The sequence below is a fragment of the Pseudomonas sp. LBUM1651 genome (assembly GCF_059716135.1).
Window position 1 is genome coordinate 6036029 of sequence record NZ_CP166805.1, and the last position, 22582, is coordinate 6058610.

Consider the following 22582-nt stretch of genomic DNA (forward strand, 5'->3'; position numbering starts at 1 on the left):
AACGGACGCGATTCACCGTAGGAGCGAGGCTTGCCCGCGAAGGGTCCCTGACAGGCAACACCTAACCACCAGGCAACAAAAAAGGCCCGTATCTCGCGATACGGGCCTTTTTCGTAAGAGGGAAAAATCAATTACTTGATTTTGCCTTCCTTGTAGATCACGTGCTTGCGAACAACCGGATCAAATTTCTTGATCTCGATTTTGTCCGGAGTAGTGCGCTTGTTCTTGTCGGTAGTGTAGAAGTGACCAGTACCGGCGCTCGAAATCAAACGAATCAATTCACGCATGATTAGCTCCCTTAGATCTTGCCAGCGGCGCGGATTTCGGCCAGCACGACAGTGATGCCACGCTTGTCGATGATACGCATGCCTTTGGCAGATACGCGCAGACGCACGAAACGTTTCTCTTCTTCAACCCAGAAGCGGTGATGCTGCAGGTTCGGCAGGAAACGACGACGGGTTTTGTTGTTTGCGTGGGAAATGTTATTCCCAGTCACCGGACCCTTACCGGTAACTTGACATACTCTCGACATGCCTCAGCCCTCTAAAACCACATGCCCAACCCGGCATGGGTTGGCCGCTTAATCTCTCAGTCATTTGGCGCCAGGCGCCGCGTTTCTTTAGAGGTCTTACCGGCTACACCTACAGTGAAGGAACCGGGCCCCTAGAAAAGAGCGCTGCTTTATACCAGAAAGACTGGAGAGCAACAACATTCCGTGTGCACAGACGCGATAAAAACCCCGCTTTTCTGGCTCCGAGCGCCTTGGATAAAGGCTATCGTCGATAAAGACCGCTCGTCGCAGAAAATAGGCCAACCGGCCAATTCAGGGTTTTCCTCGGCCAGCATTCACCGAAAACGATCGCACATAGTCCTCTTAAAATGAAAAAGGGGATAGTCATTTGCAAAAGAGCCCACTAGGGTAGCCTTTTCCAGACTGCACTTGCAGATGGGCCTTCGATCTGTAAAGGAATCCGACCATGCGCCTCGCTGCCCTACCGCTGTTGCTCGCCCCGCTTCTACTGAGCCCGCTGGCCCATGCTGCCGCCCTGAGCGTCTGCACCGAGGCCAGCCCGGAAGGGTTCGACGTGGTGCAATACAACTCGCTGACCACCACCAACGCCTCGGCCGACGTGTTGATGAACCGTCTGGTGGACTTCGACACGGCCAGCGGCAAAGTGGTCGCCGGGCTCGCGGACAGCTGGGAAGTCACCCCCGACGGCCTGACCTACGTGTTCAGGCTGCACCCGCAGGTGAAATTCCACCGCACGGAATACTTCAGCCCGACGCGCGACCTGACCGCCGAAGACGTGAAATTCAGCTTCGACCGCATGCTCGATCCGGCAAATCCTTGGCACAAAGTGGCGCAGAGCGGCTTCCCGCACGCGCAATCGATGCAGCTACCGGCGCTGATCAAGAAGATCGACGCGCTGGACCCGCTGACCGTGCGCTTCACCCTCGACCATCCGGATTCGACCTTCCTCGCGACCTTGAGCATGGGCTTCGCGTCAATCTATTCGGCTGAATATGCCGACAAATTGCTCAAGGCCGGTACAACCGAGAAGCTCAACAGCCAGCCAATTGGCACCGGTCCATTCGTCTTCACGCGCTTTCAGAAAGATGCCTCGATTCGCTACAAGGCCAACCCTGACTACTTTGGCGGCAAGCCTTCGGTCGATCCGCTGATCTTCGCCATCACCCCGGACGCCAACGTACGGTTGCAGAAACTGCGCCGCAATGAATGCCAGATTGCCCTGTCACCCAAACCATTGGACGTACAGGCCGCGCTGAAAGAACCGACCTTGAAAGTCGAAAAGACTGACGCCTTCATGACCGCGTTCGTCGGCATCAACAGCCAGCATCCGCCACTGGACAAACCTGAAGTACGCCAGGCCATCAACCTCGCGTTCGACAAGGCCAACTACATCAAAGCCGTGTTCGAAGACACCGCCGAGCCCGCCAATGGCCCGTACCCACCCAACACCTGGAGCTACGCCAAGGGCTTGCCGGGCTACCCGCATGACATTGAAAAGGCCAAGGCACTGATGGCCAAGGCCGGACTGAAGGACGGTTTCCAAACCACCATCTGGACCCGCCCTTCCGGCAGTTTGCTGAACCCGAACCCGAGCCTGGGCGCTCAACTGCTTCAGTCCGACCTCGCGGAAATCGGCATTCAGGCCGAGATTCGCGTGATCGAATGGGGCGAACTGATTCGCCGCGCCAAGGCCGGCGAGCATGACCTGCTGTTCATGGGCTGGGCCGGCGACAACGGCGACCCGGACAACTTCCTCACGCCGCAGTTTTCCTGCGCTGCCGTCAAGTCCGGCACCAACTTCGCCCGTTACTGCAACCAGGACCTGGACAAGCTGATCAGCGCCGGCAAGACCACCGGCGAGCAAGGCGTGCGTACCAAGCTCTACGAACAGGCTCAGGCGCAGATCCAGCAGCAGGCGCTGTGGCTGCCGCTGGCCCATCCGACTGCCTTCGCCCTGATGCGCAAAGAAGTCGAGGGTTATTCGGTGAGCCCGTTTGGGCGTCAGGATTACTCCAAGGTCAACCTCAAGTAACTCTCGGAAACACTGCGGGGATGCTTTTCTGTGGTGAGGGAGCTTGCTCCCGCTGGGCTGCGCAGCGGCCCTGAAGATCTTGTGAGCGCTGCGCACTCAAGCGGGAGCAAGCTCCCTCGCCACAGAGGCCCGTCCCCAGCCCTACATCCACCCATACTCCGCCATCGACAGCGGATCGCCATCGCCAATGATGAAGTGGTCGAGCACCCGCACATCGATCAGCTCCAGCGCCTCTTGCAGGCGTTTGGTCAACTTGCGGTCGGCCTGGCTGGGATCCGTACTGCCCGACGGATGGTTGTGGCAAAGGATCAGCGCTGCGGCGTTATGGGCCAAAGCGCGCTTGACCACCTGACGCGGATAAACGCTGGTGCAGTCGATCGAGCCGCGAAACAGCGATTCGAACGCCAAAACTCGATGTTTCGAGTCCAGAAACAGGCAGCCAAACACTTCATGAGGTTCGTGCCGCAACATCGATTTGAGGTAATCCCGTACGGCCAGCGGATTTTCCAACACCGGGTTGTAGCGCAAGCGCTCCGCCAGATGCCGTCGGGCCATTTCCAACACCGCCTGCAACTGCGCAAATTTTGCCGGCCCCAACCCTAATTGCCTGCTGAACGTTGGCTGATCTGCCTCCATCAGCGAACGCAAACTGCCAAATTGATTCAACAGATGCCGCGCGAGATCTACCGCGCTTTTGCCGGACACGCCCGTTCTTAGAAAGATCGCCAGCAACTCGGCGTCGGAAAGAATCCCTGCCCCCTGCTCCAACAACTTCTCCCGCGGCCGCTCCGCCGCCGGCCAATCCCGAATACTCATAACACCTCCCTGGTCTGTGGGCGCCGCTGTTCCGTAGCGGTCGCTGTGATATCGTAGCCCATCTTTTTTGCGGGCGATTTCACTCCTGGGGAGGGGGTATCGCCACGCAGTCATCAACGAAATGAAAGGCAGACCTATGCAGCGGCTGTATCGGAAACGCATCGTTCTGGGCGTCGGCGGCGGTATTGCAGCCTACAAGAGCGCCGATCTGGTTCGCCGCCTGATCGACCAGGGTGCCGAAGTGCGCGTGGTCATGACCCGTGGCGGCAGCGAGTTCATCACGCCGCTGACCATGCAGGCTTTGTCCGGCCACCCGGTTCATCTGGACCTGCTGGACCCGGCAGCCGAAGCCGCAATGGGCCATATCGAGCTGGCCAAGTGGGCCGACATGGTGCTGATCGCCCCCGCCACTGCGGACCTGATCGCCCGTCTGGCCCAAGGCATTGCCGACGACCTGCTGACCACGCTGGTGCTGGCCACCGACGCCGTGGTTGCCGTTGCCCCGGCGATGAACCAGGCCATGTGGCGCGACCCGGCGACCCAGGCCAACCTGCAAACCCTCGAAAGCCGCGGCATCAAAGCCTTCGGCCCGGCTTCCGGTAGTCAGGCCTGTGGTGACGTCGGCCTCGGCCGCATGCTCGAAGCCGTCGAATTGGCCCAGTGCGCGGCGGACTGCTTCCAGCATCAGGCGCTGACCGGCAAACACGTGCTGATCACTGCCGGCCCGACCCAGGAAAACATCGACCCGGTGCGCTACATCACCAACCACAGCTCCGGAAAAATGGGCTTCGCCCTTGCCGAAGCGGCGGTTGAAGCCGGCGCCCGCGTCACCCTGATTACTGGCCCGGTGCACCTGCCGACCCCGGATCGCGTCACGCGCATCGACGTGGTCAGCGCCCGCGACATGCTGGCCGCCTGCGAAGCCGCGATCCCTTGCGACCTGTTCATTGCCTCGGCAGCGGTCGCGGACTACCGCCCCGAAGTCGTCGCCCCACAGAAACTCAAGAAAGACCCTACGAACGGCGACGGTTTGTTGCTACAAATGGTGCGCAACCCAGACATTCTGGCCACCATTGCCACTCGCCCCGACCGTCCGTTCAGTGTCGGTTTCGCCGCCGAAACCGAACACCTGCTCGACTACGCTGCGCGCAAGTTGAAAGACAAGAACCTCGATTTGATCGTCGCCAACGACGTCGCCAACCCGAGCATTGGCTTCAACAGCGAAGAAAACGCCTGCAGCGTGATCGACCGCGAGCTACACGCCACACTTTTCGCCCAGACCAGCAAGAGCAAGATTGCTCGCCAGCTGATCACTTTTATCGCCGAACGTCTGAACCAGGTTTAATTTACATGCACGCTTTGCAAGCCAAGATCCTCGACCCCCGCATCGGCACCGAATTCCCGCTGCCGCAGTACGCCACGCCAGGCTCCGCCGGCCTCGACCTGCGCGCCATGCTGGAAAAAGACACCGTGATCAAGCCGGGTGAAACCGTGCTGATTCCGACCGGCCTGTCGGTCTACATCGGCGATCCGGGTCTGGCCGCGCTGATTCTGCCGCGCTCCGGCCTGGGCCATAAGCACGGCATCGTGCTGGGCAACCTGGTCGGCTTGATCGACTCCGATTATCAGGGTCCGTTGATGGTTTCGTGCTGGAACCGTGGCCAGACCGATTTCAACATGGTGGTCGGCGAGCGCCTGGCCCAACTGGTTTTGGTTCCCGTGGTTCAAGCACACTTCGAGATGGTCGAAGAATTCGTTGAAACCCAACGCGGCACGGGCGGTTTCGGGCATTCCGGTAGCCATTGATCGAAAAACTGGCGACCCTGTGGCGAGGGGGCTTGCCCCCGTTGGGCTGCGTAGCAGCCCCGACTTTGTGAGTGCTGTGCACTCAAGCGGGGCCTCCCTCGCCACAGGTGCGCTGTGCGCTGAAATTTGCACAGATCTCATCTGGAAGGTTTACCGCCAAAAATCAAGGCATTGATCGACTATTCTCTTGCTGACGTCGGGGTCATGGCCTTTGCACACCACGAACTCTCTGCGAAAAACGCCGTCATACCCTTCAGTTCGAACCCGCCCAAGCGTTCTTCGCGCGCAGGTCCAGCCACTTTCGAGATGGAGCATTCCTACAGATGAACACCCCAGCCCAAGTCGCACCCAAGTTCCCCGACAGCATTTTCCGCGCCTACGACATTCGCGGCACCGTCCCGGAATTCCTGAACGCTGAAACCGCTTACTGGCTCGGTCGCGCCATTGGCGCCCAGAGCCTGGCCCAGGGCGAACCGAACGTCTCCGTTGGTCGTGACGGTCGCCTGTCCGGCCCGGAACTGGTCGAACAACTGATCAAAGGCCTGGCCGACGCCGGCTGCCATGTCAGTGACGTGGGCCTGGTGCCAACGCCGGCGCTTTACTACGCCGCCAACGTACTGGCCGGCAAATCGGGCGTGATGCTGACCGGCAGCCACAACCCGTCGAACTACAACGGCTTCAAGATCGTCATCGCCGGCGATACGTTGGCCAACGAACAGATCCAGGCCCTGCACGATCGCCTCAAGACCAACAACCTGAGCAGCGGCAAGGGCAGCATCACCCAGGTCGAGATCCTCGATCGCTACAACACCGAAATCGTCGAGGACGTCAAACTGGCTCGTCGCCTCAAAGTCGTGGTCGACTGCGGCAACGGCGCGGCCGGCGTGATCGCCCCGCAACTGATCGAAGCGCTGAACTGCGAAGTCATCCCGCTGTTCTGCGACGTCGACGGCAACTTCCCCAATCACCATCCGGACCCGGGCAAGCCTGAAAACCTTGTCGACCTGATCGCCAAGGTCAAGGAAACCAACGCCGACATCGGCCTGGCCTTCGACGGCGACGGCGACCGCGTTGGCGTGGTGACCAACACCGGCAGCATCGTCTACCCGGACCGCCTGCTGATGCTGTTCGCCCGTGACGTGGTGGCGCGCAACCCGGACGCGGAAATCATCTTCGACGTCAAATGCACCCGCCGCCTGACGCCGCTGATCAAGGAATACGGCGGTCGCCCGTTAATGTGGAAGACCGGTCATTCGTTGATCAAAAAGAAGATGAAACAGACCGGCGCCCTGTTGGCCGGCGAAATGAGCGGGCACATCTTTTTCAAGGAACGCTGGTTCGGTTTCGACGACGGCATTTACAGCGCCGCGCGGCTGCTGGAGATCCTCAGCAAGGAAAAATCCACTGCGGAAGAGCTGTTTGCGACCTTCCCGAACGATATTTCTACGCCGGAAATCAATATCCATGTGACCGAAGAGAGCAAATTCAGCATCATTGATGCATTGCACGACGCGAAGTGGGGCGAAGGCGCCGACCTGACCACCATCGACGGCGTGCGAGTCGACTATGCCAAAGGCTGGGGCCTGGTGCGCGCGTCCAACACCACACCGGTGCTGGTGCTGCGCTTCGAGGCCGATGACGAGGCTGAATTGCAGCGCATCAAGGACGTCTTCCATGTCCAGTTGAAGCGTGTTGCACCTGATCTCCAACTACCGTTTTGATTCACCCGGAGCCCTGAATGACCCTCGAACGCGAAGCCGCCGCCAACACCGCCAAGGTCCTGTCCGAAGCGTTGCCTTACATCCGCCGCTATGTCGGCAAGACGCTGGTGATCAAATACGGCGGCAACGCGATGGAAAGCGAGGAGCTGAAAACCGGCTTCGCCCGCGACATCGTGCTGATGAAAGCTGTGGGCATCAACCCGGTGGTGGTTCACGGCGGCGGCCCGCAAATCGGCGACCTGCTCAAGCGTCTGTCGATCGAGAGCCACTTCATCGATGGCATGCGCGTGACGGATGCGCAGACCATGGACGTGGTGGAAATGGTCCTCGGCGGCCAGGTGAACAAGGACATCGTCAACCTGATCAACCGTCACGGCGGCAGCGCCATCGGCCTGACCGGTAAAGACGCCGAGCTGATTCGTGCGAAGAAACTCACCGTGACTCGCCAGACGCCGGAGATGACCCAACCGGAAATCATCGACATCGGCCAGGTGGGCGAAGTGGTCGGGATCAACACCGACCTGCTGAACCTGCTGGTCAAAGGCGATTTCATTCCGGTGATCGCGCCAATCGGCGTCGGTGCCAACGGCGAGTCGTACAACATCAACGCTGACCTGGTGGCCGGTAAAGTCGCCGAAGCACTGAAAGCTGAAAAGCTGATGCTGCTGACCAACATCGCTGGCCTGATGGACAAGTCGGGCACGGTCCTGACGGGGCTGACGACTCAGCAAGTGGACGATCTGATCGCCGACGGCACCATCTACGGCGGCATGCTGCCGAAGATCCGTTGCGCGCTGGAAGCGGTTCAGGGCGGCGTGGGCAGTTCGTTGATCATCGATGGTCGGGTGCCGAATGCGATTCTGCTGGAGATCTTCACCGATACTGGTGTGGGTACTTTGATCAGCAATCGCAAGCGTCACTGATTCAAGAACGGCAAAAAGATCGCAGCCTTTGGCAGCAGCTACGGATGTACGAATATTCCGTAGGAGCTGACGAATCCTGCGATCTTTTTTATGCGCGCCGGAAACGTCCGACCTGACTCAGCGAAACGTCCGACATCCCGCCAAGCATTAGTCCGCATAGGATCTTCCCTGTATCCACAGGAGATCTAACCATGCAAAAAGTTTACGCACCGAATGGCAGCGACGTGTCCGCAGGCACCTACGAATGCGCCGACTGCGGCTACGAATACTCCAACCAATCGAAAAAATCCTTGCCACCCTGCCCACGGCGCCTGGATTCAGTGCACGTACAAAATGGCTGGAAAATTCTCAGTGGCCAAGGGGACGCGGTAGTAGATCCTTATCCAACTAAATCCGGTAAATGATCACGGGGATCGAGCCATGCAGATTTCCTTCACGATTGATGCCCAGGCATTCGACCTCGAGCAAAAGGAGCCGGTCAAAAAGACACTTCGAATTTCCGATCACGAAATCGCCCACGCCCTACAGCGTATCGCCAAGGCAAGCCTGACCGAATACTTGAAAATGCTGGTAGAAGGCGGCATGCCGAGCCGGGCCGATGAATCGAAACAGGACCGCTTGCTGTACTTGATTCAAAGCTACTTCGGGCAAACCCTGCCGACCGAATCGCAGATATCAACGATTTTCCAACTGACCCAGAGCCAAAGCAAAACCCTGCTGAAAAATACGGTTTCACGCTTTCGCAATCAACTGGACGAGATCCTGCAGCACAGCATGCGAGCCGTGATCGAATCCGCAGAACATGCGCAGACGGTGTATCTGGTGGTGATCAGTTCGGACGTCATCCGCGATGAGCTGAACATGCTGATCACGCAGAACGAGCCGACCTTCAAACCCATCATCAAACGTAAAGGCAGTGCCGGGCAGTTCGAAATCAGCGAAGACTCCCACGCGCTGTTGTGCCAGACACTGGGCGTGAATGCCGTTCAGTGACGTCGTCGCGGTCAGTGGCTTACTGCTGACCCTGACCACCTTCATGTTCAACCTTGCGTGGCCGAGGTTAAATGAAGCGCTGATGCTCGATGAAAAACAGTCTGGCGCGCTAGCCAGAAAACGTGGTCGGGAGAATGTGATAAACGCGTTGTTCAACTGCGCCCTGCCGCTGACGAGTGCATTCATGGCACTGTTTTACGTCAATTTGCCTGCCGCTGTGAAAATCATGGACAGCAGCAAACTGGATCTGTGGGAATTTGACGTGGATCGCACGCTTTACGTGATGGTTGTGTTTGCGCTGATGGTGTTTGCGCTGTTCAACCTGAAGTTGACCGTCCAACTCGCGTTCAAGTGGCAAAAGCTGCGATGAACAGGCATCAGAAGTAAAAAGGCCCCGTCCGGATGATCCGAACGGGGCTTTTTTGTTTATATGCAACGCTTTGTACCTGACACACCGCGTTGCATTGATCGCCAGCAAGCCGGCTCCTACAGGGTCAGACGCCGAACTGGGCGCGGTAGGCTTCGACGGCAGGCAGATGCTGTTTGAGCTGCGGATCATCGGCGAGGAATTCCAGCACCTGGTTCAACGAAACAATGCTGATCACCGGTATGCCGAAGTCACGCTCCACTTCCTGGATCGCCGACAATTCACCGTTGCCACGCTCCTGGCGGTTCAAGGCGATCAGCACGCCCGCCGCCTTGGCGCCGTCCTGGGAAGCGATGATCTGCATCACTTCGCGGATCGCGGTGCCAGCGGTGATCACGTCATCGATGATCAGCACTTCGCCGGTCAATGGCGCGCCAACCAGGCTGCCGCCTTCGCCGTGTGCCTTGGCCTCTTTACGGTTGAAGCACCATGGCAAATCACGGTTGTGATGTTCAGCCAGGGCCACCGCAGTGGTCGCCGCCAACGGAATGCCTTTGTACGCCGGGCCAAACAATACGTCGAACGCAATGCCGCTCTCGACGATGGCTGCGGCATAGAAACGACCCAGTTGCGCCAAGGCCGAACCGGAGTTGAAAAGCCCGGCATTGAAGAAGTAAGGACTGGTGCGTCCGGACTTCAGGGTGAACTCACCGAAGCGCAAAACGCCGCGATCGATGGCAAAACGAATGAAATCGCGCTGATACGCTTGCATGAAAAAAACCCCAAATACCACGGATTTAGCTAATTAGGTTGACGCCGTGTATCATACACGCACGCGATTTTTGGGGCCATTTATGCGGATCATCAGTGTGAACGTCAATGGTATTCAGGCTGCAGTGGAGCGAGGTTTGCTCAGTTGGCTGCAAGCACAGAATGCCGACGTCATCTGCCTGCAGGACACCCGCGCCTCCGCCTTTGAACTGGACGATCCAGCCTTCCAACTGGATGGCTACTTCCTTTATGCCTGCGAAGCCGAAGTTCCCGCCCAGGGTGGCGTGGCTTTGTATTCGCGGTTGCAACCGAAGGCAGTCATCAGCGGTCTCGGGTTCGAGACGGCCGACCGCTACGGGCGCTACCTGCAAGCCGATTTCGACAAGGTCAGCATCGCGACCTTGCTGCTCCCTTCGGGGCAGAACGGCGATGAAGACTTGAACCAGAAGTTCAAGCTAATGGACGACTTCGCCCGTTATCTGGATAAACAGCGGCGCAAACGTCGCGAATACATTTACTGTGGCTCGCTGTACGTGGCGCAACAGAAGCTGGATATCAAGAACTGGCGCGACAGCCAGCAATCCCCGGGCTTCCTGGCACCTGAACGTGCCTGGATGGACGAGATTGTCGGCAACATGGGTTATGTCGATGCCCTGCGCGAAGTAAGCCGTGAAGGTGACCAGTACAGCTGGTGGCCGGACAACGAACAGGCTGAGATGCTCAACCTGGGCTGGCGCTTCGATTACCAGATACTGACCCCGGGCCTGCGCCGCTGTGTACGCAGTGCGCGCCTGCCACGTCAGCCACGGTTCTCGCAGCATGCTCCGCTGATCGTGGACTACGACTGGACGCTGACTATCTAGTTTTCGCTGACACGAAAACCTGCTGAGCGGTGGACGAAAATGCCCGTATCGAAAGATACGGGCATTTTTCTTATGGGTTATCCCTTCAAGCAGCGGCGAAAAACGGCAGCGCCAGATACAACTTGATCACGATGACATTAATGATGTCGATGAAGAAAGCACCCACCATTGGCACCACCAGGAACGCTATCTGCGAAGGCCCGTAACGTTGTGTCACCGCTTGCATGTTGGCGATGGCAGTTGGCGTTGCACCGAGTCCAAAACCGCAATGCCCTGCCGCCAGAACTGCCGCATCGTAGTTGCTGCCCATCATTCTGAATGTCACGAAAATCGCAAACAACGCCATGACCAACGCTTGCGCAGCCAGGATGATAAAGATCGGCAAAGCCAGTGCTGCCAGATCCCACAGTTTGAGCGACATCAAAGCGATCGCCAGAAACAGTGACAGGCTGACATTCCCCAACACGGAAACTTCACGCTCAAACACCTGATACAAACCAAGCGCTGAAAGCCCGTTGCGTAAAATCACACCCACGAACAAGACGCAAACGAACGTCGGCAGCTCAAATGCAGTTCCTTGGAGCAGACCATTCAGGAGAGATCCCACCAGCAAGCTGACCGCGATCAGAGCGAGTGTCTCGATAAACGAAAATGGCGTGATCGAGCGCTCTTTGTTCGGTTGCTCAAAACCCTTTGGCAGCCGTGGCTTTTCTTGCGTAAGGCCGGGCACCTGGACACGTTTGATGAGCAGGCGAGCGACCGGACCACCAATCAAGCCGCCCAACACCAGGCCAAACGTCGCAGAGGCCATCGCGAGCTCAGAGGCTGAAGCCAGACCGTACTTCTCACTGAACACCGTTCCCCACGCAGCGCCTGTACCGTGACCGCCCGCCAAGGTAATCGAGCCTGTCAGCAGGCCCATCAATGGATCGAGCCCCAACGTTTTTGCCAGCGCGATGCCCATGGCATTCTGGACCACCAAAAGCGTGGTGACCGCCAGTAGAAAGACCCCCACTACGCGCCCGCCTTTCTTCAGGCTGGCGAAGTCTGCACTCAAGCCGATGGTGGCAAAAAAAGCCAACATCAAGGGAGTTTGCAGTGAGGTGTCAAATCGGACGTCAATATCAAGCCCCCGCAAAGCCAGGAGAAGCAGAGCAACCACCAGGCCGCCTGCTACAGGCTCAGGGATGTTGTAGTTACGTAAAAAACAGATTCGTGTGACCAGTCCGCGCCCCAGCAACAGTACTAAAGAGGCGGCCACAAGTGTTCCATAAAAATCGAGCTGAACCATTGGGATTATTCTTTGATATATATTCAGGGGCGAACTTTCTACCTGGACACGCCTCTTGAACAGGTTGATCTTCTCAACACTTATTTGCTTTAAATTCAAGGACCTTCAATGGTCTAAATATATCGAAATATTTCTGAAGGAATATTACTTGGGCCAACTTTATCAACCGCGAAGTCTCATTGCCAAGCACATAGGCGGCGCTGAGGCAAAGCAGTTGTGACTAGAAGTGTAAGAGCGATAGTGCACAGTAATACTTGCGGCATATGGATATTGCTAATGGCACGATGGATAAATTAATCCAGTTTCAAAAAAGCAAATGCCCCGACAAGTCAGGGCATTTGCTTTAAAGCGTGGCGAACTGCATTTTCACACAGCTGGCGCCTCCACAAGGGAATCCAGCGCTGATCGTTATTTGATCAACCGCCAAGTGAACGGATACCGGTACGGCACGCCCTCATTGGCTTTCACGCCAGCAATGATCGTCAACACCAGCGCACCAATCGCCACCAGTCCAAACAGGAAGAACCCGATGATCACCACCATCAGCAAGAAGCAGATGGCGGAGGCAATGGCGACAGTAATCTGAAAGTTCAGCGCCTCCTTGCCCTGCGCATCGACAAACGGGTCCATCTCGCGCTTCATCTGCCAGAGAATCAGCGGGCCGATCAGCGTACCGAACGGAATCCAGATTCCCAGCAAGGCGGACAGATGACAAAACATTGCCCACTGCCGAACCTCTTTGCTCGGGATGGGAAGCAGCTCTTGCTCGTCACTCATGATGTCCTCCTTGCCTGGAATGGTTCCGGTCAGTCAGCCAGTGCAGCCTTTTGCAATTCGAAGATTTCGGTCATGCCTTTCTTCGCCAGCTCCAGCATGGCAGTCAGCTCTTCAGGCTGGAACGGTGCACCTTCGGCGGTGCCCTGGACTTCGATGAAGCCGCCGGTGCTGGTCATTACCACGTTCAGGTCGGTCTCGGCAGCCGAGTCTTCCAGGTAGTCGAGGTCGAGCACTGGCTCGCCCTGATACATGCCGACCGAAACGGCCGCGATCATTTGCTTGAGTGGGTCGCCGCCTTTCAGGCCGCCGCGCTTCTTGATCACTTTCAAGGCGTCGACCAGCGCAACCATGGCGCCGGTGATGGACGCGGTGCGGGTGCCGCCGTCAGCCTGGATCACGTCGCAGTCGACGTACAGGGTGACGTCGCCCAGCTTGGACATGTCCAGCGATGCGCGCAGGGAACGACCGATCAGACGCTGGATTTCCAGGGTCCGGCCACCTTGCTTGCCACGGCTCGCTTCACGCTGGTTACGCTCGCCGGTGGCGCGCGGCAGCATGCCGTATTCGGCAGTCAACCAACCCTGGCCCTGGCCTTTGAGGAAACGCGGCACGCCGTTTTCGACGCTGACGGTGCAGATGACTTTGGTATCACCGAACTCGACCAGTACAGATCCCTCGGCGTGTTTGGTGTAGTTGCGGGTAATGCGGATCGAGCGGAGCTGATCGGCAACGCGACCACTTGGACGTTTCATAGGGAATACCTGTACGGAGGACGGAAAACTGCCGAGCATTATAGAGCCGCACGCCAAGACTGGGCACTTCTAAAAAAACCGCCCGACGATTGAAGGCCCTGGCTTGAGCTTAGAACAGCGCTTAACCGACGGCCTGCAGCCCTTTGTCACACCGTGTGTTTGGGCGCATCCGCCCCACTGCGCTACAATCCTGCGCCTTTGCTGCCTGTCGGCTTTAATTCACAGATAGTGGGTCCGCGAAACCTTTGGTAACGCATCGACCTGCATTGCGAGGTACCTCCATGGTGCACAGCATGACCGCCTTCGCCCGCGTCGAAAAAGCCGGCGCCCAAGGCACCCTGAGCTGGGAACTGCGCTCGGTCAACAGCCGCTACCTGGAACCACACCTGCGTCTGCCAGAGTCGTTTCGCGACCTCGAAGGCGCGGTCCGCGAAGCGTTACGCCAGGGCATTTCCCGGGGCAAACTCGAATGCACCCTGCGCTTCACCGAAGAAAACACTGACAAACCCCTGCAAGTGGATCGCGAGCGCGCCGCACAATTGGTTGCAGCCGCCGAGACCATCGCCAGCCTGATCAAGAATCCGGCAGCGCTGAACCCGCTGGAAGTGCTGGCCTGGCCCGGCGTTCTGGTCGGCGACGCCACCGACCCGCAAGCCTTGAATGCCGAAGCGCTGGCGCTGTTCAACGAAGGCCTGAAAGAACTCAAGGCCGGTCGCGAGCGCGAAGGCGCGGAGCTGGCGCGCCTGATCAACGATCGTCTGACCTCCATTGAAGAAGACGTGGTGACCCTGCGCGAACTGGTCCCGCAGATGCTCGCCACCCAGCGCCAGAAAGTCCTCGACCGCTTCGCCGACATGAAAGCCGAGATGGACCCGCAGCGCCTGGAGCAGGAAATGGTCATGCTCGCTCAGAAGAGCGACGTCGCCGAAGAACTGGATCGCCTGAGCACTCACATCATTGAAGTTCGCCGGGTGCTCAAGTCCGGCGGTGCTGCCGGTCGGCGCCTCGACTTTCTGATGCAGGAACTCAACCGCGAAGCCAACACACTGGGCTCAAAAGCCTTCGACCCGCGCAGCACCCAGGCGGCGGTCAACCTCAAAGTGTTGATCGAGCAGATGCGTGAACAAGTGCAGAATATTGAGTAAGGCAAACCCGACATGACCCACAGCACCGGCACCCTGTACATCATTTCCGCCCCTTCGGGCGCGGGCAAGAGCAGCCTGGTCAAGGCCCTGACCGACGCTGATCCGGAGATCCGCGTCTCGGTCTCCCACACCACCCGCGCCATGCGCCCCGGCGAAGTGAACGGTGTGAACTATCACTTCGTCTCGCGTGAAGCGTTTGTGAAGATGGGCGAACATGGTGATTTCCTGGAGCGCGCCGAAGTGTTCGGCAATCTCTACGGCACTTCGCAAAGCCATCTGCAACAGACCCTGGATGCAGGCCACGACCTGATCCTGGAAATTGACTGGCAGGGCGCCGAGCAAGTGCGCAAGTTGATGCCGCAAGCCCGCTCGATCTTCATTCTGCCGCCGTCCCTGCAGGCCTTGCACCAGCGCCTGACCAATCGCGGCCAGGACAGCGACGAAATCATTGACGGCCGCATGCGTGAAGCCGTCAGCGAGATGAGCCACTACGTCGACTACGACTACCTGATCATCAACGACGATTTCGCCCATGCACTGCGCGATTTGCAGGCGATTTTCCGTGCCAATCAGCTGCATCAGAAGCGCCAGCAACAGCGTCACGGTAAACTTTTGGCTGAATTGCTCGGCTAAACAGCTCTTCCCAAAACCGCTGCAAGGGCTTTACATTGGCACTTGCAGCGCGTTGAAGGGCTTGGTCAAAAAATCAGCGCTTCCCTAATCGCTGGTGATTTTTTAAACTGTTGAGTCCGCTCGCCCAACCGGGCAGCGCGCATATTGCATTCGCTCCGAGGAATACCATGGCCCGCGTAACCGTTGAAGACTGCCTAGAACACGTGGAAAACCGCTTTGAGCTGGTCATGCTCTCTACCAAGCGTGCCCGTCAACTGGCCACCGGCGGCAAAGAGCCCCTGGTTCAGTGGGAAAACGACAAGCCTACCGTTGTAGCCCTGCGTGAAATCGCCGAAGGCCTGATGAGCTACGAGTTCATCGCCAACGCTGAAATCGTCGAAGACGAACCGCTGTTCGCAGCGTTCGAGGACGAGTCCAACGAGGCCGTCTAAGCCTATGCCTGGTCGACGTAGCACGGCACGGGGTCACAGCGAACGGCAGGAGTTATCATGCCGAGCATAGACGCCCTCGCCGATCGCTTATCGACCTACCTCGGCAAGGACCAGGTCAATCTGGTCCGCCGAGCGTACTTCTACGCCGAACAAGCCCACGACGGCCAACGCCGCCGCAGCGGTGAGGCGTACGTCACGCATCCTCTTGCCGTGGCGAACATTCTTGCCGACATGCACATGGACCATCAGAGTTTGATGGCCGCGATGCTGCATGACGTGATCGAAGACACCGGTATTGCCAAGGAAGCGCTGCAAGCGCAGTTCGGCGAAACCGTGGCCGAACTGGTCGATGGCGTCAGCAAGCTGACCCAGATGAACTTCGAGACCAAGGCCGAAGCACAAGCCGAAAACTTCCAGAAGATGGCCATGGCCATGGCGCGCGACATTCGCGTGATCCTGGTCAAGCTCGCCGACCGCCTGCACAACATGCGCACGCTGGAAGTGCTGTCCGGCGAAAAACGCCGGCGGATCGCCAAGGAAACCCTGGAAATCTATGCGCCCATCGCCAACCGGCTGGGCATGCACGCCATCCGCATAGAATTCGAAGACCTTGGCTTCAAGGCGATGCACCCGATGCGTTCCGCGCGGATCAACCAGGCGGTCAAGCGCGCCCGGGGCAACCGCAAGGAAATCGTCAACAAGATCGAAGAATCCCTCAGCCACTGCCTCGCCATCGACGGCATTCAGGGCGAGGTCAGCGGTCGTCAGAAACACCTCTACGGCATCTACAAGAAAATGCGCGGCAAGCGTCGGGCCTTCAACGAGATCATGGACGTCTATGCGTTCCGGATCATCGTCGACAAGGTCGATACCTGCTACCGCGTGCTGGGGGCTGTGCATAATTTGTACAAACCGTTGCCGGGGCGCTTCAAGGATTACATCGCGATCCCCAAAGCCAACGGCTATCAATCGCTGCACACCACGCTGTTCGGCATGCACGGTGTTCCGATCGAGATCCAGATCCGCACCCGTGAAATGGAAGAGATGGCCAACAATGGCATCGCCGCCCATTGGCTGTACAAATCCAGCGGCGACGAGCAGCCCAAAGGCACTCACGCCCGCGCCCGCCAGTGGGTCAAAGGCGTGCTGGAGATGCAGCAACGCGCCGGCAACTCGCTGGAATTCATCGAGAGCGTGAAGATCGACCTGTTCCCGGACGAGGTCTACGTGTTCACGCCCAAAGGCCGGATCATGGAGCTGCCCAAAGGCTCCACGGCGGTCGACTTCGCTTACGCGGTGCACACCGACGTCGGCAACAGCTGCATTGCCTGCCGGATCAATCGTCGTCTCGCACCGCTGTCCGAACCGCTGCAAAGCGGCTCTACGGTCGAAATCGTCAGCGCTCCCGGCGCACGGCCGAATCCGGCGTGGCTTAACTTCGTGGTCACCGGCAAGGCGCGGACACATATCCGTCACGCACTCAAACTGCAACGCCGCTCCGAATCCATCAGCCTGGGCGAACGCCTGCTGAACAAAGTATTGAATGGCTTCGACAGCTCGCTTGAAAAAGTCGCGGCCGAGCGCGTCAAGGCGATGCTCACCGAGTACCGTCTCGAACTGATCGAAGACCTGCTGGAAGACATCGGCCTGGGCAATCGCATGGCTTACGTGGTCGCCCGTCGCCTGCTGGGCGAAGGCGAACAGCTGCCAAGCCCTGAAGGTCCGCTGGCGATTCGCGGCACCGAAGGCCTGGTGCTCAGCTACGCCAAGTGCTGCACGCCGATCCCGGGCGACCCGATTGTCGGTCACCTGTCCGCGGGCAAAGGCATGGTCGTGCACCTGGATAATTGCCGCAACATCAGCGAAATCCGCCACAACCCGGAAAAATGCATCCAGCTCTCGTGGGCCAAGGATGTCACCGGCGAATTCAACGTCGAGCTGCGCGTCGAGCTGGAACACCAGCGTGGCCTGATCGCCCTGCTGGCCAGCAGCGTCAACGCGGCCGACGGCAATATCGAAAAAATCAGCATGGACGAACGTGATGGTCGCATCAGCGTGGTCCAACTGGTGGTCAGCGTGCACGACCGCGTGCACCTGGCCCGCGTGATCAAGAAACTACGCGCACTGACCGGGGTGATTCGCATCACCCGCATGCGCGCCTAAGCCAACCTAATTACAAGGAGTCATTCATGACCAAGACTGTTATCACCAGCGACAAGGCCCCGGCTGCCATCGGCACTTACTCCCAGGCGATCAAGGCTGGCAATACCGTTTACATGTCGGGTCAGATTCCTCTGGACCCAAAAACCATGGAACTGGTTGAAGGCTTCGAAGCCCAGACCGTCCAGGTGTTCGAAAACCTGAAAGCCGTGGCCGAAGCCGCTGGCGGTTCGTTCAAGGACATCGTCAAACTGAACATCTTCCTCACCGACCTGAGCCACTTCGCCAAGGTCAACGAGATCATGGGCAAGTACTTTGACCAGCCCTACCCTGCCCGCGCCGCCATCGGCGTAGCCGCCCTGCCAAAGGGTTCACAGGTTGAAATGGATGCCATTCTGGTCATCGAGTAATACGTCCGGCGCAGCCCCAAGGGCTGCGCCGCTGCCGTATGTATAAAAAGCGTCTTGAAAGGATTCCACCATGCGCCATGCGCTAGCTCTTTCGCTGGTCGCCCTACTCTTGGGCGGATGTGCCAGCAACCCTGCCGACCGTGACATCAGCGGCACCTGGATCAATCAGGTGGCGATCGACGCTGCGTCCAAAGGCGGCCCACTGCGTGAAGCGCTCCAGGCCTATGGCCCGAACCTGGAATGGGACGTCAACACCAAGGCCGGTCAGGCCCGCTACACCAACGGTTTTGAAAATGTCGAGGGCAAGCTGCTGGGCGAAGCGTCCGGCGCCTGGAAAGTCGACTTCTATGGCAGTTCCGCCAGCGAGCTGAAGCGTGACGGCAAACAACTGAGCCAGGTTGCCAGCGACAATGAGCCGGCACAGGTTTTCGACCGCGCACTGATTCCCGTGCCGGATGGCGCACCGATGGGCGCGAGCTTCGAACGCGCGCTGTATTCGGCCTACATGGGTGGCAGCTGGAAAGTCGTCAGCGGCCCCGGTGAAGGCAGCACCGTACAATTCCAGGCCGACGGCCAGGTGACCGGTCTGCCGGGTGCGGATCGCTATGCTTTGTGTCTGGCCGGCGATTGCGCGTCGATGAGTGGCGGTGACGACAATATGTGGCTGCAACTGAACGGCCAAGGCAACACCTGGATCTTTGCGCGCAAGGGCAAGGAACTGGAGATCCTTCAGGCTGTGAACACCGCGCAGACGGACGAGATGCCGCAGTTCACGCCGGGTCAGCGCAAGTGGTTGCTCGAGAAGCAGTAAATCAAGCCAACGCAAAACCAATGTAGGAGCCGGCTTGCTGGCGATAACGGTTTATCAGTCAACAGTGATGTTGAATGTTACGACCTCTTCGCCAGCAAGCCGGCTCCTACAGTTGTTTGGAGCGCCTGAAAGTCAGCAGCGGCCTTCAAGGATGGCAGCGTAACCTTCGCGATAGCTTGGGTACTTTGGCGTCCAGCCCAAGGCCTTCGCCCGCGCATTACTGCACTGTTTGCTACCCGTGCGCCGAACGCTCGCATCCTCGGCCCATTCAGTCACGCCCAGATATTCACGCAACCAATCCACCACTTCGGCCAGCGGTGCAGGTGCGTCGTCGACACCGATATAGAGGTCATCCAGCGCCACGCCGCGCCGATCGACCTCAAGCAGAAACGCCATCAGCCCCGCCGCGTCATCCGCGTGAATGCGGTTGCCGTACAGCGGCGGATCAATCGCCACGCGGTATCCGCGACGAACCTGCGTCAGCAGCCATTCACGGCCCGGGCCATAGATGCCGGTCAAACGCACGATGCTCGCCGGGATACCACTGTTGAGCGCCACGTGCTCCGCCTCCAGCATCAGTCGACCTGAATAGCCGGCAGCGATGGTCGGCGATGTTTCGTCGACCCACTCGCCCTCCTGTTGGCCGTAAACGCTACTACTGGAAACGAACAGCAGGCGATTGGGCACCTGCCCGTAGTCGTCCAGCCACTCAAGCACGTGCTGCAGGCCCTCGACATAGGCAGCACGGTAACCGGCTTCATCGTGATCGGTGGCGGCCGCGCAATACACCAGGTAATCCACCGCGCCGACCGGCCAGGTTTCCGGGCAGTCTTTGTTGAACAAGTCGCCGGCAACACCAATCACACCCTTGGGCAGGCGTGAGACGTCACGCCGCAGGCCATGGACCTCCCACCCCGCTGCCAGCAATTGTGTGGCCAGACGACTGCCAACATCACCGCAGCCGGCGATCAAAACAGATGGCGCGGACATTGAAAAACTCCTATCGGAAAGCCACAGACTAGCGCCAGCAATGGACAAGCGGCTAGCAATGCAGGAAAAAAAGATACTCTATTACTTTTGTTAACAAGAATTACTTGCAATAATGCCCGCCACTTTTGTTCTCGGCCTTCGAGGCCTGGAAGAACATTTACCGTCTTTTTCTCTCAGGTCCGGCCAGCATGACACGCAATCAATTCCCCGCTTCGCCAACCAAACGACCTCGCGCCTGGAGCGCGGTGGCCGCCCTGCTGCTCAGCCTGATGCTGGCGCCAACCGCCGTATTCGCTGACGCACAAGCACCGGCCACCCCGGCTGCCGCCGCTGCGCCTGCTCCAGCCGCCCACGCCGCGGATCACGCTGCACCGGCTGCCACCGACCCGGCACAGGCCGTAGACACCACCGCCGAAGACGCCCCTGAAGTCCTCGAAGCCGACAACACCCTGGGCATGGCCCATGACCTGTCGCCGTGGGGCATGTACCAGAACGCCGACATCATCGTGAAAATCGTGATGATCGGCCTGGCCATCGCGTCGATCATCACCTGGACCATCTGGATCGCCAAGGGCTTTGAGCTGATGGGCGCCAAGCGTCGTCTGCGCACTGAAATCGTCCAACTGAAAAAAGCCACCACCCTTAAAGAAGCCAGCGCCTCTGCCACCAAGCCCGGCACCCTCGCCAACCTGCTGGTCCACGATGCGCTGGAAGAAATGCGCCTGTCGACCAACAGCCGCGAGAAAGAAGGCATCAAGGAACGTGTCGCCTTCCGTCTCGAGCGCCTGGTTGCAGCGTGCGGCCGCAACATGAGCAGCGGCACCGGCGTCCTCGCCACCATCGGCTCCACCGCGCCGTTCGTGGGCTTGTTCGGCACCGTGTGGGGCATCATGAACAGCTTCATCGGCATCGCCAAAACCCAGACCACCAACCTCGCCGTCGTCGCTCCCGGCATCGCCGAAGCCCTGCTGGCCACTGCGCTGGGCCTGGTCGCTGCGATTCCAGCCGTTGTGATCTACAACGTGTTTGCCCGCTCCATTGCCGGTTACAAGGCGCAAGTGTCCGACGCCTCGGCAGAAGTCCTGCTGCTGGTCAGCCGCGACCTCGACCACCAGCCTGAGCGCAGCTCGCAACCGCACATGGTGAAAGTGGGGTAATCGGCCATGGGCCTGCATTTGAAAGAAGGCGCAGACGACGATCTGGCCGAGAACCACGAAATCAACGTCACGCCGTTCATCGACGTGATGCTGGTGCTGTTGATCATCTTCATGGTGGCTGCTCCGCTGGCCACCGTGGACATCAAGGTCGACCTGCCCGCCTCCAGCGCCAAACCGGCCCCGCGGCCCGAGAAACCGGTGTTCCTCAGCGTCAAGGCTGACCAGCGCCTGTTCCTCGGCGAAGACGAAGTGAAAGCCGAAGCACTCGGTGCCACTCTGGACGCCAGGACCAAGGGCAAGAAAGACACGACGATCTTCTTCCAGGCCGACAAAGGCGTGGACTATGGCGACCTGATGAGCGTGATGGATAACCTGCGTTCCGCGGGCTACCTGAAGGTGGGTCTGGTCGGACTCGAGACGGCAGTCAAGAAATGATCACGACGCGCCATAAGCTGACGCGTTATAGCGGGAGCCTGGCCGTGGTGCTGGGCGTCCATGCGCTGGCCATTGCGCTGGCGATGAACTGGACCGCGCGGCCACCCATCGAGCTGCCGCCGCAGGCGATGATGGTCGAGCTGGCGCCGGTTCCGGCCCCGCCACCGCCGGCACCGCCGAAGGTGATAACGCCACCACAGCCACCTGCTCCGGTGGAAGAACTGCCGATCCCGAAACTGGCCGAAGTGCCGAAGGCCGAGATTACCGTACCGAAACCGGTCAAACCCAAGCCGAAGCCTCAGCCGCCCAAGCCTGTTGAGAAAAAGCCGGAGCCGCCGAAGGAAAAACCGTCCGAGGAAAAACCGAGCGACGCGCAGCCGACCCAGGCACCGACGGAGAAATCCGCACAGCCGGCACCGGGCCCATCGCCCGCGCAGCAGGCGGCCAAAGCCAGCTGGCAAGGGACGCTGCTCGCTCACTTGGCCAAGTACAAAAAGTACCCGGCCAGTGCTCAGGCACGGGGCAAGGAAGGTTTGAACCGCCTGCGCTTCGTGGTGGACGGCGAAGGTAACGTGTTGTCGTTCGAACTGGTGGGCCGCTCCGGCAACGCCGATCTGGACCGGGCCACCCTGGAAATGATCCGCCGCGCCCAGCCGCTGCCCAAGCCCCCGGCCGACATGCTGAACAACGGCTCCATTGAAATCGTTGCACCGTTTGTTTACTCGCTGGAACGCCGGCGTTAAGCGAAACGCAGACCCCTTGTAGG

General features: G+C 59.0%; 25 protein-coding genes and 1 pseudogene. 18 read left to right on the plus strand and 8 right to left on the minus strand.

The window, feature by feature from the left end; translation table 11 throughout:
* Positions 1 to 131: 131 nt before the first annotated feature.
* Positions 132 to 287 (minus strand): 50S ribosomal protein L33, encoded by a 156-nt coding sequence (gene rpmG, locus ACA066_RS28330; RefSeq protein ID WP_007894709.1) that lies wholly within the window; start codon positions 285 to 287, stop codon positions 132 to 134.
* 11 nt (positions 288 to 298) lie between these two features.
* Entirely contained in the window at positions 299 to 532 is a 234-nt protein-coding gene (gene rpmB, locus ACA066_RS28335) for a 50S ribosomal protein L28 (protein WP_003176907.1), read from the minus strand.
* 445 nt (positions 533 to 977) lie between these two features.
* On the opposite strand from rpmB, the gene ACA066_RS28340 reads away from it, so the two are divergent.
* A complete protein-coding gene (locus tag ACA066_RS28340) occupies positions 978 to 2564 on the plus strand; it encodes an ABC transporter substrate-binding protein (protein WP_497697492.1) in 1587 nt (528 codons plus the stop codon).
* A 141-nt stretch (positions 2565 to 2705) separates the two neighbouring features.
* On the opposite strand, the gene radC is transcribed toward ACA066_RS28340, so the two are convergent.
* A complete protein-coding gene (gene radC, locus ACA066_RS28345; RefSeq protein ID WP_497697493.1) occupies positions 2706 to 3380 on the minus strand; it encodes a RadC family protein in 675 nt (224 codons plus the stop codon).
* A 136-nt stretch (positions 3381 to 3516) separates the two neighbouring features.
* On the opposite strand from radC, the gene coaBC reads away from it, so the two are divergent.
* The 7 genes and pseudogenes from coaBC to ACA066_RS28380 all read left to right on the plus strand — a co-directional run bounded on the left by coaBC (position 3517) and on the right by ACA066_RS28380 (position 9193).
* Positions 3517 to 4725 (plus strand): bifunctional phosphopantothenoylcysteine decarboxylase/phosphopantothenate--cysteine ligase CoaBC, encoded by a 1209-nt coding sequence (gene coaBC / locus ACA066_RS28350; RefSeq protein WP_497699974.1) that lies wholly within the window; start codon positions 3517 to 3519, stop codon positions 4723 to 4725.
* A 5-nt stretch (positions 4726 to 4730) separates the two neighbouring features.
* Positions 4731 to 5186: a dUTP diphosphatase gene (dut, locus tag ACA066_RS28355; protein ID WP_017341480.1), complete on the plus strand. Its 456-nt coding sequence runs from the start codon at positions 4731 to 4733 to the stop codon at positions 5184 to 5186.
* A gap of 344 nt (positions 5187 to 5530) precedes the next feature.
* Positions 5531 to 6907 (plus strand): annotated as a pseudogene (locus ACA066_RS28360) (phosphomannomutase/phosphoglucomutase); the annotation flags it as partial.
* A gap of 17 nt (positions 6908 to 6924) precedes the next feature.
* The gene (gene argB / locus ACA066_RS28365; RefSeq protein ID WP_008007602.1) at positions 6925 to 7830 is read left to right on the plus strand and encodes an acetylglutamate kinase; all 906 of its coding nucleotides are present in this window, start codon (positions 6925 to 6927) and stop codon (positions 7828 to 7830) included.
* 191 nt (positions 7831 to 8021) lie between these two features.
* Positions 8022 to 8234, plus strand: a complete 213-nt coding sequence (locus ACA066_RS28370; RefSeq protein WP_497697494.1) for a hypothetical protein — start codon at positions 8022 to 8024, stop codon at positions 8232 to 8234.
* A gap of 16 nt (positions 8235 to 8250) precedes the next feature.
* Positions 8251 to 8823 carry a hypothetical protein gene (locus tag ACA066_RS28375; RefSeq protein ID WP_497697495.1) on the plus strand — a complete coding sequence of 191 codons (573 nt, stop codon included), beginning with the start codon at positions 8251 to 8253 and terminating at the stop codon, positions 8821 to 8823.
* Entirely contained in the window at positions 8810 to 9193 is a 384-nt protein-coding gene (locus ACA066_RS28380; protein WP_497697496.1) for a hypothetical protein, read from the plus strand. The genes ACA066_RS28375 and ACA066_RS28380 overlap by 14 nt, the downstream gene beginning before the upstream one ends.
* A 124-nt stretch (positions 9194 to 9317) precedes the next feature.
* Here ACA066_RS28380 and pyrE read toward each other — a convergent pair whose 3' ends face one another.
* Entirely contained in the window at positions 9318 to 9962 is a 645-nt protein-coding gene (gene pyrE, locus ACA066_RS28385; RefSeq protein WP_497697497.1) for an orotate phosphoribosyltransferase, read from the minus strand.
* 82 nt (positions 9963 to 10044) lie between these two features.
* Here pyrE and crc point away from each other — a divergent pair, with 82 nt between their 5' ends.
* Positions 10045 to 10824, plus strand: a complete 780-nt coding sequence (gene crc / locus ACA066_RS28390; protein ID WP_497697498.1) for a catabolite repression control protein Crc — start codon at positions 10045 to 10047, stop codon at positions 10822 to 10824.
* Between the two features lie 85 nt (positions 10825 to 10909).
* Here the strand turns inward: crc and gltS are convergent, their stop codons facing one another.
* The 3 genes from gltS to rph all read right to left on the minus strand — a co-directional run bounded on the left by gltS (position 10910) and on the right by rph (position 13644).
* Positions 10910 to 12115 carry a sodium/glutamate symporter gene (gene gltS / locus ACA066_RS28395; RefSeq protein ID WP_497697499.1) on the minus strand — a complete coding sequence of 402 codons (1206 nt, stop codon included), beginning with the start codon at positions 12113 to 12115 and terminating at the stop codon, positions 10910 to 10912.
* 408 nt (positions 12116 to 12523) lie between these two features.
* Entirely contained in the window at positions 12524 to 12892 is a 369-nt protein-coding gene (locus tag ACA066_RS28400; protein ID WP_214379808.1) for a DUF4870 domain-containing protein, read from the minus strand.
* Positions 12893 to 12921: 29 nt separating this feature from the next.
* A complete protein-coding gene (gene rph / locus ACA066_RS28405; RefSeq protein WP_497697500.1) occupies positions 12922 to 13644 on the minus strand; it encodes a ribonuclease PH in 723 nt (240 codons plus the stop codon).
* A gap of 281 nt (positions 13645 to 13925) precedes the next feature.
* Between rph and ACA066_RS28410 the strand changes: the two genes are divergently transcribed.
* From ACA066_RS28410 to ACA066_RS28435, 6 genes are all read left to right on the plus strand, one after another.
* Positions 13926 to 14789: a YicC/YloC family endoribonuclease gene (locus ACA066_RS28410; protein WP_033059347.1), complete on the plus strand. Its 864-nt coding sequence runs from the start codon at positions 13926 to 13928 to the stop codon at positions 14787 to 14789.
* Positions 14790 to 14801: 12 nt separating this feature from the next.
* Positions 14802 to 15422, plus strand: a complete 621-nt coding sequence (gene gmk / locus ACA066_RS28415; RefSeq protein WP_497697501.1) for a guanylate kinase — start codon at positions 14802 to 14804, stop codon at positions 15420 to 15422.
* 167 nt (positions 15423 to 15589) lie between these two features.
* Positions 15590 to 15853 (plus strand): DNA-directed RNA polymerase subunit omega, encoded by a 264-nt coding sequence (gene rpoZ, locus ACA066_RS28420; RefSeq protein WP_003177259.1) that lies wholly within the window; start codon positions 15590 to 15592, stop codon positions 15851 to 15853.
* A 57-nt stretch (positions 15854 to 15910) separates the two neighbouring features.
* Positions 15911 to 18016 (plus strand): bifunctional GTP diphosphokinase/guanosine-3',5'-bis pyrophosphate 3'-pyrophosphohydrolase, encoded by a 2106-nt coding sequence (gene spoT / locus ACA066_RS28425; protein WP_017341489.1) that lies wholly within the window; start codon positions 15911 to 15913, stop codon positions 18014 to 18016.
* 26 nt (positions 18017 to 18042) lie between these two features.
* Positions 18043 to 18423, plus strand: coding sequence for a RidA family protein (locus tag ACA066_RS28430; RefSeq protein ID WP_003229509.1), 381 nt, complete (start codon positions 18043 to 18045; stop codon positions 18421 to 18423).
* 70 nt (positions 18424 to 18493) lie between these two features.
* Positions 18494 to 19234 carry a hypothetical protein gene (locus ACA066_RS28435; RefSeq protein WP_497697502.1) on the plus strand — a complete coding sequence of 247 codons (741 nt, stop codon included), beginning with the start codon at positions 18494 to 18496 and terminating at the stop codon, positions 19232 to 19234.
* Between the two features lie 132 nt (positions 19235 to 19366).
* On the opposite strand, the gene ACA066_RS28440 is transcribed toward ACA066_RS28435, so the two are convergent.
* The gene (locus ACA066_RS28440; protein ID WP_497697503.1) at positions 19367 to 20224 is read right to left on the minus strand and encodes an SDR family oxidoreductase; all 858 of its coding nucleotides are present in this window, start codon (positions 20222 to 20224) and stop codon (positions 19367 to 19369) included.
* Between the two features lie 188 nt (positions 20225 to 20412).
* Here ACA066_RS28440 and exbB point away from each other — a divergent pair, with 188 nt between their 5' ends.
* The 3 genes from exbB to ACA066_RS28455 are packed head-to-tail and all read left to right on the plus strand — an operon-like array spanning position 20413 to position 22559.
* Positions 20413 to 21381 (plus strand): tonB-system energizer ExbB, encoded by a 969-nt coding sequence (gene exbB / locus ACA066_RS28445; protein ID WP_497697504.1) that lies wholly within the window; start codon positions 20413 to 20415, stop codon positions 21379 to 21381.
* A 6-nt stretch (positions 21382 to 21387) separates the two neighbouring features.
* Positions 21388 to 21816, plus strand: coding sequence for a TonB system transport protein ExbD (exbD, locus tag ACA066_RS28450; RefSeq protein WP_008150131.1), 429 nt, complete (start codon positions 21388 to 21390; stop codon positions 21814 to 21816).
* On the plus strand, positions 21813 to 22559 hold the full coding sequence (locus tag ACA066_RS28455) for an energy transducer TonB family protein (protein WP_497697505.1): 747 nt from the start codon (positions 21813 to 21815) through the stop codon (positions 22557 to 22559). Before exbD ends, ACA066_RS28455 begins: the two co-directional genes overlap by 4 nt.
* The last annotated feature ends 23 nt before the right edge of the window (positions 22560 to 22582 follow it).

What these genes read in the sequence shown, in the direction of transcription:
- argB (WP_008007602.1), top strand. Translation starts at nt 6,925, where the DNA reads ATGACCCTCGAACGCGAAGCCGCCGCCAACACCGCCAAGGTCCTGTCC.
- ACA066_RS28455 (WP_497697505.1), top strand. Translation starts at nt 21,813, where the DNA reads ATGATCACGACGCGCCATAAGCTGACGCGTTATAGCGGGAGCCTGGCC.
- ACA066_RS28370 (WP_497697494.1), top strand. Translation starts at nt 8,022, where the DNA reads ATGCAAAAAGTTTACGCACCGAATGGCAGCGACGTGTCCGCAGGCACC.
- rpmG (WP_007894709.1), bottom strand. Translation starts at nt 287, where the DNA reads ATGCGTGAATTGATTCGTTTGATTTCGAGCGCCGGTACTGGTCACTTC.
- gmk (WP_497697501.1), top strand. Translation starts at nt 14,802, where the DNA reads ATGACCCACAGCACCGGCACCCTGTACATCATTTCCGCCCCTTCGGGC.
- ACA066_RS28410 (WP_033059347.1), top strand. Translation starts at nt 13,926, where the DNA reads ATGGTGCACAGCATGACCGCCTTCGCCCGCGTCGAAAAAGCCGGCGCC.
- radC (WP_497697493.1), bottom strand. Translation starts at nt 3,380, where the DNA reads ATGAGTATTCGGGATTGGCCGGCGGCGGAGCGGCCGCGGGAGAAGTTG.
- exbB (WP_497697504.1), top strand. Translation starts at nt 20,413, where the DNA reads ATGACACGCAATCAATTCCCCGCTTCGCCAACCAAACGACCTCGCGCC.
- dut (WP_017341480.1), top strand. Translation starts at nt 4,731, where the DNA reads ATGCACGCTTTGCAAGCCAAGATCCTCGACCCCCGCATCGGCACCGAA.
- rph (WP_497697500.1), bottom strand. Translation starts at nt 13,644, where the DNA reads ATGAAACGTCCAAGTGGTCGCGTTGCCGATCAGCTCCGCTCGATCCGC.
- crc (WP_497697498.1), top strand. Translation starts at nt 10,045, where the DNA reads ATGCGGATCATCAGTGTGAACGTCAATGGTATTCAGGCTGCAGTGGAG.
- rpoZ (WP_003177259.1), top strand. Translation starts at nt 15,590, where the DNA reads ATGGCCCGCGTAACCGTTGAAGACTGCCTAGAACACGTGGAAAACCGC.
- spoT (WP_017341489.1), top strand. Translation starts at nt 15,911, where the DNA reads ATGCCGAGCATAGACGCCCTCGCCGATCGCTTATCGACCTACCTCGGC.
- ACA066_RS28340 (WP_497697492.1), top strand. Translation starts at nt 978, where the DNA reads ATGCGCCTCGCTGCCCTACCGCTGTTGCTCGCCCCGCTTCTACTGAGC.
- pyrE (WP_497697497.1), bottom strand. Translation starts at nt 9,962, where the DNA reads ATGCAAGCGTATCAGCGCGATTTCATTCGTTTTGCCATCGATCGCGGC.
- rpmB (WP_003176907.1), bottom strand. Translation starts at nt 532, where the DNA reads ATGTCGAGAGTATGTCAAGTTACCGGTAAGGGTCCGGTGACTGGGAAT.
- ACA066_RS28375 (WP_497697495.1), top strand. Translation starts at nt 8,251, where the DNA reads ATGCAGATTTCCTTCACGATTGATGCCCAGGCATTCGACCTCGAGCAA.
- ACA066_RS28435 (WP_497697502.1), top strand. Translation starts at nt 18,494, where the DNA reads ATGCGCCATGCGCTAGCTCTTTCGCTGGTCGCCCTACTCTTGGGCGGA.
- exbD (WP_008150131.1), top strand. Translation starts at nt 21,388, where the DNA reads ATGGGCCTGCATTTGAAAGAAGGCGCAGACGACGATCTGGCCGAGAAC.
- gltS (WP_497697499.1), bottom strand. Translation starts at nt 12,115, where the DNA reads ATGGTTCAGCTCGATTTTTATGGAACACTTGTGGCCGCCTCTTTAGTA.
- ACA066_RS28380 (WP_497697496.1), top strand. Translation starts at nt 8,810, where the DNA reads ATGCCGTTCAGTGACGTCGTCGCGGTCAGTGGCTTACTGCTGACCCTG.
- ACA066_RS28400 (WP_214379808.1), bottom strand. Translation starts at nt 12,892, where the DNA reads ATGAGTGACGAGCAAGAGCTGCTTCCCATCCCGAGCAAAGAGGTTCGG.
- ACA066_RS28440 (WP_497697503.1), bottom strand. Translation starts at nt 20,224, where the DNA reads ATGTCCGCGCCATCTGTTTTGATCGCCGGCTGCGGTGATGTTGGCAGT.
- ACA066_RS28430 (WP_003229509.1), top strand. Translation starts at nt 18,043, where the DNA reads ATGACCAAGACTGTTATCACCAGCGACAAGGCCCCGGCTGCCATCGGC.
- coaBC (WP_497699974.1), top strand. Translation starts at nt 3,517, where the DNA reads ATGCAGCGGCTGTATCGGAAACGCATCGTTCTGGGCGTCGGCGGCGGT.